The following is a 12225-nucleotide window of genomic DNA, read 5'->3' on the forward strand; positions in this document are numbered from 1 at the left end:
GGAGCCGGTGCCTATATCTGCGGTGAGGAGACGGCGCTGCTGGATTCCCTCGAGGGCCGCCGCGGACAGCCCCGGCTGCGGCCGCCGTTTCCCGCGGTCGCCGGGCTGTATGCCAGCCCGACAGTGGTGAACAATGTGGAATCCATTGCCAGCGTGCCGCCGATCCTGCGGTACGGCACCGCCTGGTTCCGGTCCATGGGCAGCGAGAAATCTCCCGGCTTCACCCTGTACTCGCTGTCCGGGCATATCGCCCGGCCCGGCCAATACGAAGCGCCGCTGGGCATCACCCTGCGGGAGCTGCTCGGTTACGCCGGCGGCGTCCGGGCCGGGCACGCGCTGAAGTTCTGGACCCCGGGTGGTTCCTCGACCCCCCTGTTCACCGCCGAACATCTCGATGTCCCCCTGGACTACGAGAACGTGATGGCCAGCGGTTCCATGCTGGGCACCAAGGCCCTGCAGATATTCGACGACACCACCTGTGTGGTGCGGGCGGTCCTGCGCTGGACGGAGTTCTACGCGCACGAATCCTGCGGCAAATGCACCCCGTGCCGCGAGGGCACCTACTGGCTGGTGCAGCTGCTCACCCGGCTCGAGGCCGGGATGGGCACACCCGCCGATCTCGACAAACTGCTGGATATCGCCGACAACATCAACGGCAAATCCTTCTGCGCGCTCGGCGACGGCGCGGCCAGTCCCATCGTCTCCTCGATGCAGTACTTCCGCGACGAGTACATCACCCATCTGGAACAGGGTGGCTGCCCCTTCGATCCGGCCCGCGCGACCGCGTGGGCCGGATCCGCGGCCGGAGAGGGAAACCGATGACAGCCACCGTTCGCTCCGATTCCGCCGATCTGCAGCCCGCCGAACTGGTCACTCTCACCATCGACGGAACGACCGTCAGCGTGCCGCCCGGCACCCTGCTCATCCGCGCCGCGGAATTGATCGGCGTGCAGATCCCGCGATTCTGTGATCATCCGCTGCTGGCGCCGGTGGGCGCGTGCCGGCAGTGCCTGGTGGAGGTGGAGGGTCAGCGCAAACCGGTGGCCTCCTGCACCATGCCGGTCACCGAGGGCATGGTGGCGCGCACCCAGCTCAGTTCGGAGCAGGCGGCGAAGGCGCAGCGGGGCGTGATGGAACTGCTGCTGATCAATCACCCGCTGGATTGCCCCGTCTGCGATAAGGGCGGCGAATGCCCGCTGCAGAACCAGGCGATGTCCACGGGTCGCACGGAAACCCGGTTCGAGGGTGTGAAGCGGACTTTCGAGAAGCCGATACCGCTGTCCAGCGCGGTCCTGCTGGATCGCGAACGCTGTGTGCTGTGCGCCCGGTGCACCCGTTTCTCCCAGCAGGTGGCCGGCGATCCGTTCATCGAACTGCTCGATCGCGGCGCGCTGCAGCAGGTCGGTACCGCCGAGCACGAACCGCTCGATTCCTACTTCTCGGGTAACACCGTCCAGATCTGCCCGGTAGGCGCGCTCACCGGAACCAGCTACCGGTTCCGGGCCCGTCCCTTCGATCTGGTCTCCAGCCCGAATGTCTGCGAACACTGCTCCTCGGGCTGCGCGCAGCGCACCGATCACCGCCGCGGCAAGGTGCTGCGGCGGCTCGCCGGTGACGATCCGCAGGTCAACGAGGAATGGAACTGTGACAAGGGCCGGTGGGCCTTCGCGTACGCGACCGAACCCGACCGCGTCACCACCCCCCTGCTGCGCGGGACGGACGGCGAGCTCGCACCCTGTTCGTGGTCGGAGGCACTGGCCGCGGCGGCCCGCGGCCTGCGCACCGGGAACGGCCAGGCCGCGGTACTGCCCGGAGGCCGGGTCACCGAGGAGGAGGCCTACACCTACGCCAAATTCGCCCGGGCGGTACTGGGCACCAACGATATCGATTTCCGCGCCCGCGCCCATTCCGCGGAAGAGGCCGAATTCCTGGGCGCCTGGATCGCGGGCCATACCGACGCGGTGAGCTACGACAGCCTCGCCGCCGCCCCGGTGGTGCTGCTCGCCGGATTCGAACCGGAGGAAGAATCCCCGATCGTCTATCTGCGGTTGCGCAAAGCGGTCCGCACCGGCGGTCCGCAGGTTTTCTCCCTGGCCGCGTTCGCTTCCCGGGGACTGGAACGGATGACGGGCACGCTCGTCCCGGCGGTGCCCGGCGACGAGGCCCGGATCCTCACCGCACTCGAATCCCCCGGTATGACCCCCGGGCCCGGCGCACTGGCACGGCTGCTGCGCGAACCCGGGGCGGTCATCCTGGCCGGGGAACGTCTGGCCGCGTCACCCGGCGCGCTGTCGGCGGCGGTCCGCCTCGCCGCCCAGACCGGCGCGGCACTGGCCTGGGTGCCGCGCCGCGCCGGTGAGCGCGGCGCGGTGGAAGCGGGCGCGCTGCCCACCCTGCTGCCCGGCGGGCGTCCGCTCACCGACCCCGAGGCCCGCCGGCAGGTCTGCGAGGTGTGGGACATTCCCGATCTACCCGGCGCCCCCGGCCGCGATACCGGTGCGATGCTGGCGGGCACCACGACCGGTGGCGTCTTCCTCGTCGGCGGAGTGGAACTCGCCGATCTGCCCGACCCCGCCGCGGCCCGTGCCGCGCTGACCGCCGCCGATTTCGTGGTATCGCTGGAACAGCGGCACAGCGAGGTCACCGCGCTGGCCGATGTGGTGTTCCCGGTAGCGACGGCGACGGAGAAATCCGGCACCTTCCGGACCTGGGAGGGACGCCCCCGTCCGTTCGTGGCGGCGCTGGGCGACGATACCGTGCGCCGCACCGCCGCACCGCTGTCCGATCAGCGGGTGCTGCACAGCCTCGCCGCGGAGATGGGCGTCGCACTCGGTGTACCCGATACCGCCGCCGCCCGGGCCGAACTCGACCGGCTCGGCCCGTGGACCGGAACGACCGCCGCGGCGCCGCGGTACCCGGCCGCACCGGCGGCCACGGCCGGCCCGGGGACGGCGGTGCTGGCCGGCTGGCGGATGCTGCTGGATCGCGGCCGGATGCAGGACGGTGAGCCGAATCTGGCCGGTATCGCCCGGCCGGCCGTGGTGCGGCTGTCGGCTGCCACCGCCGCCGAAGTGGGAGCCGCGGACGGCGATCCGGTGACCGTCGGCACCGGGCACGGCACGGTCACCCTCCCGGCGGCGATGACCGAGATGCCGGACCGGGTGGTCTGGCTGCCGATGAACTCACCCGGCTGCTCGCTCTACACCGATCTCGGTGCCGGGCCGGGCAGCGTCGTCACGGTGCGGCGCGCCGACCATCCGACGGAGGCATCCGACCATGTATGACCTGTCCCTCTTCGGTCACGACCCGCTGTGGCTGGTCGCCGCCAAGGCCGTTGCCATCTTCGTATTCCTGCTGCTGACCGTGTTGTTCGGTGTACTGATCGAACGCAAGGTCGTGGCCTGGATGCAGATGCGGGTCGGCCCCGACCGGGTCGGCCCCAAGGGGCTGCTGCAGAGCGCGGCCGACGGCGTGAAGATGGCGTTCAAGGAAGATATCGTCCCCGCCATCGTCGACAAGCCGATCTTCATCCTCGCCCCCATCATCTCGGTGGTCTCCGCGGTACTGGCCTTCGCGGTCATCCCCTTCGGGCCGGAGGTCTCGATATTCGGGGTGAACACCGCGCTGCAGCTCACGGATCTGCCGGTGGGCGTGCTGTACATCCTGGCGGTCACCTCGATCGGCGTATACGGGATCGTGCTCGCCGGCTGGGCGTCGGGCTCCACCTACCCGTTGCTGGGCGGATTGCGCTCCACCGCCCAGGTGATCTCCTACGAGATCGCGATGGCCCTGTGCTTCGCGGCGGTCTTCCTGCTCGGCGGCACCATGGCCACCTCCGGGATCATCGCCGCGCAGCAACCCACCTGGTACGTCTTCCTGCTGCTGCCCTCGTTCCTCATCTACTGCATCTCCATGGTCGGCGAGACGAACCGGGCACCGTTCGATCTGCCGGAGGCCGAGGGGGAACTCGTCGGTGGCTTCCACACCGAGTACTCGTCACTGAAGTTCGCGATGTTCATGCTCGCCGAATACGTGAACATGGCCACGGTGTCGGCGCTGGCGACCACCATGTTCCTCGGCGGCTGGCGGGCGCCGTTCCCGATCAACCTGTGGGAGGGCGCCAATTCGGGCTGGTGGCCACTGCTCTGGTTCACCGCCAAGGTGTGGATGTTCCTGTTCGTCTTCATCTGGTTGCGCGGTACGCTGCCCCGGCTGCGCTACGACCAGTTCATGAATCTGGGCTGGAAGCTGCTCATCCCGACCTCGCTGGCGTGGGTGATGGTGGTGGCCACCGCCCGGGTTCTCGACCTCGAGGGCTATCCCGTGGCCACCCCGATCCTGGTGATCGGCGGCCTGCTGATCACCGGCCTGCTGATCGGCCTGTTCCTCCGGGCCGGTAACGCTCCCGCCCGGGCCCCGGAGTTCGGCCCGGACGACGATCTGCCCGCTCCCGGCGCCGCACCGCGTTCGTCCGGTGGTACCGAGGTCTTCCTGGGCTTCCCCACCCCGCCGCTACCGGAGAAGACCTCGACCATCACCTCCTCCCCCGGGCTCTTCGAACCGCTGGCCGGGTTCGCGGTCACCTTCCTCACCATGTTCAAGAAGCCGAATACCGAGTTCTATCCCGAGGAGAAGGTCCCGACCGCGCCGCGCTACCACGGCCGCCACCAGCTCAACCGCCATCCCGACGGGCTGGAGAAGTGCATCGGCTGCGAACTGTGCGCCTGGGCCTGCCCGGCCGACGCCATCTACGTCGAGGGCGCCGACAACACCGAAGACCAGCGTTTCTCCCCGGGTGAGCGGTACGGCCGGGTGTACCAGATCAACTATCTGCGCTGTATCGGCTGCGGGTTGTGCATCGAGGCCTGCCCGACCCGGGCACTGACCATGACCAACGACTACGAACTGACAGACGACAACCGTGCCGACCTGATCTACGAGAAAGACCGGCTGCTCGCCCCGCTCGCCCCGGATATGCAGGCTCCGCCGCACGCCATGAGCCCGGGCACCACCGAGGCCGACTACTACCTCGGCCGGGTCCACGGCACTTCCGAGCGGCCGACCGCGGACAGCGCCCAGGGAGGTCCCCGATGACACTCGCCACCGCACCGGCCCTGTTCGCCGCCGCGCCCCTCTCCGAGACCGGTACCGGCGAGGCAGTACAGTTCTGGATCCTCGCGCCGCTGGCCGTACTGGGCGCACTCGGTATGGTGTTCGCGGCCAAGGCCGTCCACTCGGCGATCTGCCTGGCGGCCACGATGATCACTCTCGCGGTGTTCTACATCGCCCAGGACGCGCTGTTCCTGGGCGTCGTGCAGATCGTGGTCTATACCGGCGCGGTCATGATGCTGTTCCTGTTCGTCCTCATGCTGGTCGGCGTCGATTCCGCGGAGTCGCTACGGGAGAGCCTGCGCGGCCAGCGGATCGCCGCGGCCGTGGTGGGGGCAGGTTTCGGGCTGCTGCTGTGCACCGGTATCGCGCACGGGGTGCGGCGATCCGGAATCGAGTTCCCCGCCACCGGTTTCCCGGGCCGCGATGTGATCGGTGAACTCGCCGAACTGATCTTCGTCCGCTACGTGTGGGCGTTCGAGCTCACCGGCGCGCTGCTCATCGCGGCCACCATCGGCGCCATGCTGCTCGCGCACCGCGAACACTTCGGCCCGAAACTCGGGCAGCGCGAGCTGTCACGGCGCCGGTTCCGCGACGCTGGGCACCGGCCGACACCCCTGCCCACACCCGGCGTCTACGCCCGTCACAACGCCGTCGACATCCCCGCCCGGCTCCCGGACGGATCCTTCGAGGAGCTGTCGGTCTCGACCATCCTGCGCCACCGCCGCACCCAGGCCCTCACCGATGCCGCGGTGCTCTCGGTCGGCGCCCCGGCGGCCGGCGATACCGCGACACCCGGCGCGGGTCCCACCACCGCTCCCCCGGCCGATGAGGAAGGTACCCGGTGAACCCCGAGAACTATCTGTTCCTATCCGCCCTGCTGTTCACCATCGGCGCGGCCGGAGTCCTGTTGCGGCGTAACGCGATCATCGTGTTCATGTGCATCGAGCTGATGCTCAACGCGGTGAACCTGGCGTTCGTCACCTCCGCCCGGATGCACGCGAATCTGGACGGCCAGGTTTTCGCGTTCTTCACCATGGTGGTCGCCGCCGCCGAGGTCGTGGTCGGCCTGGCCATCATCATCACCATCTTCCGCGCCCGCCGCTCGACCTCGGTCGACGACGCCAACCTGCTGCGGTTCTGAGATGGATACCGCATCGATGTGGCTGCTGCCCGCCCTGCCGTTGGCCGGCGCCGCCGTACTGCTGCTCACCGGACGCCGGGCCGATGCCTGGGGTCATCTGCTCGCCACCGTCGCCGCGCTGGCGTCCTTCGTGGTGGCCGTGATCGCGTTCTTCGCAATGCTGGGCCGCGCCGACGCCGATCGCGCGGTCGCCGTCGATCTGTTCAGCTGGGTCCCGGTGGCCGGGCTACAGCTCGACTTCGGTCTCGGCCTGGACCAGCTCTCGATCTGTTTCGCGCTCCTCATCACCGGTGTGGGCTCGCTGATCCATATCTATTCGGTCGGCTATATGAGTGCCGATCCGGGCCGGCGCCGTTTCTTCGCCTATCTGAACCTGTTCCTCGCCGCCATGCTGCTGCTGGTGCTGGCGAACAACTACCTGGTGCTCTACCTGGGGTGGGAGGGCGTCGGCCTGGCGTCCTATCTGCTGATCGGGTTCTGGTATCACAAACCGTCGGCGGCCACCGCGGCCAAGAAGGCGTTCGTGGTCAACCGGGTCGGCGATATGGGGCTGGCGCTGGCCATGATGGTCATGTTCACCACCTTCGGATCCCTCGATTTCGGCGCCGTATTCGACGCCGCGCCGGGTGCGAGCGACGCAACCCTCACCGCCATCGGGCTGTTCCTGCTGCTGGCGGCCTGCGGGAAATCCGCCCAGGTGCCGCTGCAGTCCTGGCTCGGCGACGCCATGGAGGGCCCGACGCCCGTCTCCGCGCTCATCCACGCAGCGACCATGGTCACCGCCGGTGTGTACCTGATCGCCCGCTCCAACCCCCTCTACGATCTCGCACCCACCGCCCAGGCGGCCGTCGTGGTGGTCGGGGCGGTCACGCTGCTGTTCGGCGCGATCATCGGCTGCGCCAAGGACGACATCAAGAAGGCGCTGGCGGCGTCCACCATGAGCCAGATCGGTTATATGGTGCTGGCCGTCGGCCTCGGCCCGGCCGGTTACGCGGTGGCGATCATGCACCTGCTGACCCACGGTTTCTTCAAGGCGGGCCTGTTCCTGGGCGCCGGTTCGGTGATGCACGCGATGGACGACGAAACCGATATGCGCCGCTACGGCGGCCTGCGCACGTTGCTGCCGATCACCTATGTGACCTTCGGGCTCGGCTACCTCGCCATCATCGGTGTACCGCCGTTCGCCGGATTCTTCTCCAAGGACCGGATCATCGAGGCGGCCTTCGCGGCGGACGGTATCTCGGGACCGATCCTGGGAACCGTGACCCTGCTAGGCGCCGGGCTCACCGCCTTCTACATGACCCGGGTCATGCTGCTCACCTTCTTCGGCGCCCGGCGCTGGAAACCGGACACCCATCCGCACGAATCACCCGCGGTGATGACCGGCCCGATGATTCTGCTGGCGCTGGGATCGGTCGGTGCCGGAGCGGTTTTCGTCTGGGGTTCCTCGCTGCAACACTGGCTCGCGCCCGTCGTCGGCGAACACCACGGGGAGCCCGCACTGCCGGTCCCGGTCATCACCGCTCTGGCGCTGGCGGTGGTCGCGGCCGGTGTGGGAGTCGCGTACCGGCAGTACGCGCGCGCCGAAGTGCCCGAGACCGCGCCCGAGGCGGTGACCGCGCTGACCGTCGCCGCACGGCGTGATCTCTACGGCGATACGGTCAACGAGGCCGTCTTCATGCGCCCCGGCCGGCATCTGACCCGGGCGCTGGTGTTCCTCGACAACCGGGGCATCGACGGTCTCGTCAACGGCACCGCGGCCGTGATCGGCGGGGTGTCCGCGCGGTTCCGCCGGATCCAGACCGGTTTCGTCCGATCGTATGCCCTGTCCATGTTCACCGGCGCGGCTCTGGTGGCCGCAGCCCTGCTGGCCGTGAGGATCTGGTGAGCGACGTGCCCTGGTTGACCGTGTTGTGGCTGCTCCCCGTGGTGGGCGCGGCGGTCGTACTGCTGCTGCCCGCCGCCGGCCGGGCCGCGGCCCGCTGGGTCGGGCTGTTGTTCGCGATCGCCACCTTCGCGGTGGCGCTCGGGATCGCCGCCGCCTTCGAGCCCGGCGGCGAACAGTTCCAGTTCGTCGAATCCCAGACCTGGATTCCGGCGTTCGGCGCCGGTTACACGGTGGGAGTGGACGGGATCGCCCTGGTCTTGGTCCTGCTCACGGCGGGCCTGGTACCGCTGCTGGTGCTGGCCGGCTGGCACGACGACCGCGAGGTCGGCACCGGGAAGCGGGTGACCCACACCTATATCGCGCTCACCCTGCTGGTCGAGGCGATGGTACTGGTGTCGTTCGTCTCGCTGGACATCCTGCTGTTCTACGTGTTCTTCGAGGCGATGCTGATCCCGATGTATTTCCTCATCGGCGGCTTCGGACCCCGCACCGACGACGCGCAGATGCGCCGGCAGCGTTCCCGGGCGGCGGTGAAATTCCTGCTGTACAACCTGCTCGGCGGCCTGATCATGCTGGCCGCGGTGATCGGGCTCTATGTCCTCACCGTCCGCGAGGATCTCGGCGCCGACGGCGCGGGCACCTTCGATCTGCGCGTTGTGGTGGAGGCCGCGAACTCGGGTCAGCTGGGCGCCGCCCCGGCGTTGCTCAACGCCCTGTTCCTCGGTTTCCTCTTCGCGTTCGCGGTGAAGGCCCCGCTGTGGCCGCTGCACACCTGGCTCCCGGACGCCGCGGTCGCGGCCACCCCGGCCAGCGCCGTCCTGATGATGGCCGTGGTGGACAAGGTCGGCACCTTCGGGATGCTGCGCTACTGCGTGCTGCTCTTCCCGGATGCCACCCGCACCTACGCGCCGCTGGTGATCACACTGGCCGTTATCGGCATCATCTACGGGGCGCTGCTGGCCATCGGGCAGACCGATGTGATGCGGCTGATCGCCTATACGTCCATCTCGCATTTCGGATTCATCGTGCTCGGCGTCTTCGCCATGACCAGCCAGGGCCAGACCGGCGCGACCCTCTACATGGTGAATCACGGGTTGTCGACGGCGGCGCTGTACCTGGTGGCGGGGTTCCTGGTATCGCGGCGCGGCAGCCGGCTCATCGCCGACTACGGTGGTGTGCAGAAAGTCGCGCCGGTACTGGCCGGAACGTTCTTCATCGCGGGGCTGGCGACGCTGTCACTACCGGGACTGGCCCCGTTCGTCAGCGAATTCCTGGTCCTGATCGGCACATTCAGCAGATACCAGGTGGCCGCGGTGATCGCGTCGGCCGCCCTGGTGCTGGCCGCGGTCTACGTGCTGTGGCTGTATCAGCGCATGATGACCGGCCCGGTGGCCGAGGGCAGCGATAAGATCCGCGACCTGGTCCCCCGCGAACTCGCGGTGGTGGTCCCGCTCATCGCCGCGCTGATCTTCTTCGGCCTCTACCCGAAACCGGTGCTGGATTTCATCGATCCCGCCGTGAACCAGACCCTCACCACCATCGGAAGTGTCGATCCACCCCCACCGGTACCGGCCCGGCCGGAGGCGGCGAACAGCGGAGGTGCGCATCATGAGCGCTGAGCCGACCGGCGGCGCGATTCTCGCCGCCTCTATCCCGGCACCCAGTATCGAATACCACCTGCTGGCACCGATTCTCGTGGTTTTCGGTGCGGCGGTGCTGGGAGTCCTGGTGGACGCCTTCGTCCCCCGGGCCCGCCGCTATGCCGCCCAGCTCATCCTGACCCTGGCCGGGCTGGTCGCGGCACTGGTGGCGGTGATCCTGCTCGCGGGCACCTCCACCACCGCGGTGGGCGGCGCGGTCGCCGTCGACGGCGTAACCCTGTTCCTGCAGGCGACGATGCTGGTCGTCGCGATCCTCGTGGTGCCCTTCGCCGCCGAACGCGGCCCGCTGCCCCGGCCGCGCTCGGGCCCGGGCACCTGGAGCCGCGCCGCCGCCACACCCGGCTACGGAATGGACGCGTTCACCCCCCAGGCCTCCGCGGTACCCGGCAGTGCCGCCGAGCGGTCGGCGGCGACCGCCGGGATCACCCCCACCGAGGTGTTCCCGCTGCTGATGCTGGCCCTGGGCGGGCTGCTGCTCTTCCCGGCCGCCAACGATCTGCTCACCATGTTCGTCGCGCTCGAGGTGCTCTCGCTGCCGCTGTATCTGCTGTGCGGGCTGGCCCGCCGGCGGCGGCTGCTCTCGCAGGAGGCGGCACTGAAGTATTTCCTGCTCGGCGCGTTCTCCTCGGCCTTCTTCCTGTACGGGGTGGCCCTGCTCTACGGCCAGGCCGGAACGGTCCGGCTCACCGGTATCGCCGATGCGCTCGCGGCCGAGACCGGCGAACCGACCCTGGCGCTGCTGGGCGTGGCGATGCTGGCGGTGGGTCTGCTGTTCAAGATCGGCGCCGTTCCGTTCCAGGCCTGGGTGCCCGATGTCTACCAAGGCGCCCCGACCCCGGTCACCGCGTTCATGGCCGCGGCCACCAAGGTCGCCGCGCTCGGCGCGCTACTGCGGGTGCTGCAGGTCGGCGTTCCCGGGATCGCCGCCGATTGGCGCCCGGTTCTCGCCGCGGTCGCCGTGGCCACCATGCTGGTCGGCGCGGTGCTGGCGATCACGCAGACCGATATGAAACGCATGCTCGCCTACTCGTCGATCGCACATACCGGTTTCCTGTTGACCGCACTGGTCGCGGCGGACGACCGGGGCACCTCGGCGACCCTGTTCTATCTCGCCGTCTACGCCCTCGGGACGCTCGGCGCCTTCGCGATCGTGAGCACGGTGCGCGAAGCCGACGGTACCGAGGCGACCGAACTGTCACGTTGGGCCGGCCTCGGCCGACGCTCACCCTGGCTCGCGGGCGCTTACGCGCTGTTGCTGCTGTCGTTCGCCGGTATTCCGCTCACCGCCGGTTTCGTCGCGAAATTCGCGGTGTTCCAGGCCGCGGCCGCCGGTGATGCCGGTGTGCTGGTCGTGATCGGCGTCCTGGCAAGCGCCGTGGCGGCCTTCTTCTATATCCGGGTGATCGTGCTGATGTTCTTCACCGATCCGCCCGCTGATCCGCCGGTTCTCACCGCCCCGCCGGCCACCGCCTCGCTCATCGCCGTCGCGGCCGCCGCCACCTTGGTCTTCGGCATCGTCGCCCAGCCGCTGTTGAACCTCGCGGACAGTGCGGGTCACTTCGTCCGCTGAGACCGCCGCCAACCGTGCGGACCCGGGTTCTCCGGAACCCGGGTCTTCGCGTTTTCGCAGGTCGCATGTGGTGAGCGGCACACCCACCATTAGTTGATTAGCTAAAGCAACAAACATATAGTTGATTACTGCAAGCAACTGAACAACCTCTGGAGCCCGAATGGCAGTTTCACCCGACACCGCACAGGGCGTTCTCGACGAACTTTTCCTGATCAGTCGAGCATTGCGCCGGTCTCTCGCGCAGCCCGAAGAGGGCAACCTGCTGCCGGGTGGAATCAGCGTTCTGGTCAATCTCGAAATGGCGGGTCCCTGCCGTCAGGTCGAACTCGCCTGCCAGATCGGTATCAGCGCATCGGCCATGAGCCGCCACATCACCGAGCTCGTCTCCGACGGCTACGTGATGCGCAGCACCGATCCCAGCGACGCCCGCGCGACCCGCGTCGAGGTCTCCCCGGCCGGCCGCGAACTGCTCGTCCGTATCCGCGAATCGCGGGTCCGGGGCCTGCAGGAAGTGCTGGCCGATTGGACCCAGGACGACGCCGAACGCGCCCGGGAGATCCTGCATACGCTCCGGAGCCGCCTTATCGAACGGGACAGCCGCAGCGCCGCGGCCGACCACCGGAAACATTCGGAAGAGAGAGTCGATGTCGACTAGTACCGCGGCGCCGATCTCGCGAGAGCCGGCCGCCATGACCCACCGCGAGATCCTCGAGGCGATGACAGGCCTGCTGGCCGCGCTGTTCACCGCGCTGCTCAGTACCACCATCGTCGCCAACGCCCTACCCACCATCATCGCCGACCTCGAAGGCTCCCAAACCGCCTACGCCTGGGTCATCACCACCGCACTGCTCAC

9 protein-coding genes and 2 pseudogenes are annotated in these 12225 nt (G+C 68.7%); all 11 read left to right on the forward strand.

From position 1 onward, the window contains the following. Window positions 1-822 (forward strand): complex I 51 kDa subunit family protein (locus tag ACWDU1_RS19975; protein ID WP_450000433.1); only part of this gene is annotated, 822 nt, incomplete at its 5' end. After that, entirely contained in the window at window positions 819-3284 is a 2466-nt protein-coding gene (locus ACWDU1_RS19980) for an NADH-quinone oxidoreductase subunit G (RefSeq protein WP_450000434.1), read from the forward strand. The genes ACWDU1_RS19975 and ACWDU1_RS19980, both read left to right, overlap by 4 nt. Beyond that, window positions 3277-4527: pseudogene (nuoH, locus tag ACWDU1_RS19985) on the forward strand (NADH-quinone oxidoreductase subunit NuoH); the annotation flags it as partial. The gene ACWDU1_RS19980 and the pseudogene nuoH, both read left to right, overlap by 8 nt. Window positions 4528-4533: 6 nt before the next feature. Beyond that, window positions 4534-5094 carry an NADH-quinone oxidoreductase subunit NuoI gene (gene nuoI, locus ACWDU1_RS19990; RefSeq protein ID WP_450000444.1) on the forward strand — a complete coding sequence of 187 codons (561 nt, stop codon included), beginning with the start codon at window positions 4534-4536 and terminating at the stop codon, window positions 5092-5094. After that, the gene (locus ACWDU1_RS19995; protein ID WP_450000435.1) at window positions 5091-5957 is read left to right on the forward strand and encodes an NADH-quinone oxidoreductase subunit J; all 867 of its coding nucleotides are present in this window, start codon (window positions 5091-5093) and stop codon (window positions 5955-5957) included. The genes nuoI and ACWDU1_RS19995 overlap by 4 nt, the downstream gene beginning before the upstream one ends. Continuing rightward, window positions 5954-6253: an NADH-quinone oxidoreductase subunit NuoK gene (gene nuoK, locus ACWDU1_RS20000; protein WP_450000437.1), complete on the forward strand. Its 300-nt coding sequence runs from the start codon at window positions 5954-5956 to the stop codon at window positions 6251-6253. Before ACWDU1_RS19995 ends, nuoK begins: the two co-directional genes overlap by 4 nt. Before the next feature lies 1 nt (window position 6254). Next, window positions 6255-8141, forward strand: coding sequence for an NADH-quinone oxidoreductase subunit L (nuoL, locus tag ACWDU1_RS20005; protein ID WP_450000438.1), 1887 nt, complete (start codon window positions 6255-6257; stop codon window positions 8139-8141). Continuing rightward, complete coding sequence (locus tag ACWDU1_RS20010; protein ID WP_450000439.1) at window positions 8138-9760, forward strand: NADH-quinone oxidoreductase subunit M; 1623 nt, start codon at window positions 8138-8140, stop codon at window positions 9758-9760. Before nuoL ends, ACWDU1_RS20010 begins: the two co-directional genes overlap by 4 nt. Beyond that, window positions 9750-11372, forward strand: coding sequence for an NADH-quinone oxidoreductase subunit NuoN (gene nuoN, locus ACWDU1_RS20015; protein WP_450000441.1), 1623 nt, complete (start codon window positions 9750-9752; stop codon window positions 11370-11372). The genes ACWDU1_RS20010 and nuoN overlap by 11 nt, the downstream gene beginning before the upstream one ends. 160 nt (window positions 11373-11532) lie before the next feature. After that, a complete protein-coding gene (locus tag ACWDU1_RS20020) occupies window positions 11533-12027 on the forward strand; it encodes a MarR family winged helix-turn-helix transcriptional regulator (RefSeq protein ID WP_450000443.1) in 495 nt (164 codons plus the stop codon). Beyond that, window positions 12017-12225, forward strand: a pseudogene (locus ACWDU1_RS20025) (MFS transporter); the annotation flags it as partial. The gene ACWDU1_RS20020 and the pseudogene ACWDU1_RS20025, both read left to right, overlap by 11 nt.

Source organism: Nocardia sp. NPDC003345 (assembly GCF_053589395.1).